Source organism: Saccharothrix sp. ST-888, assembly GCF_000955975.1.
Classification (GTDB): Bacteria; Actinomycetota; Actinomycetes; order Streptomycetales; family Streptomycetaceae; genus Kitasatospora.
In genome coordinates, this window is the sequence record NZ_JYJF01000616.1 from 1 (window position 1) to 349 (window position 349).

2 pseudogenes are annotated in these 349 nt (G+C 72.5%); one reads left to right on the forward strand and one right to left on the reverse strand.

What is annotated here, in order from left to right:
- Window positions 1-166 (forward strand): annotated as a pseudogene (locus UK12_RS40570) (hypothetical protein); the annotation flags it as partial.
- Here the strand turns inward: UK12_RS40570 and UK12_RS42190 are convergent.
- Window positions 118-349: pseudogene (locus UK12_RS42190) on the reverse strand (hypothetical protein); the annotation flags it as partial. The pseudogenes UK12_RS40570 and UK12_RS42190 overlap by 49 nt on opposite strands.

Genomic DNA, 349 nt, shown 5'->3' on the forward strand with positions numbered 1-349 from the left:
GCTGGCGACGTACGGTCAGGGGCGCTCCGAGGGACGGCCGTTGTGGCTGGGGTCGGTCAAGTCGAACATCGGTCACACGCAGGCGGCTGCGGGTGTGGAGGGTGTGATCAAGATGGGTCAGGGGATGGGGCACGGTGTGTTTCCCCGGGGCCTGTACGTGGACAAGCGGGCGCGCAAAGGTGGCATGACCACCGGGGGCTCCTGGTACAGCTCCCGGCCCATGCCGGGCCGCTGGGCGCCCTGGCCGGTGAACAGGAAGGCGGGCTTCCCGGCGACCGGCTTGCCGCGCAGCACGCCCGGTGCCGTCCCGCCGGCGGCCAGCGTGTCCAGCGCGGCGGCGAGTTCGTCC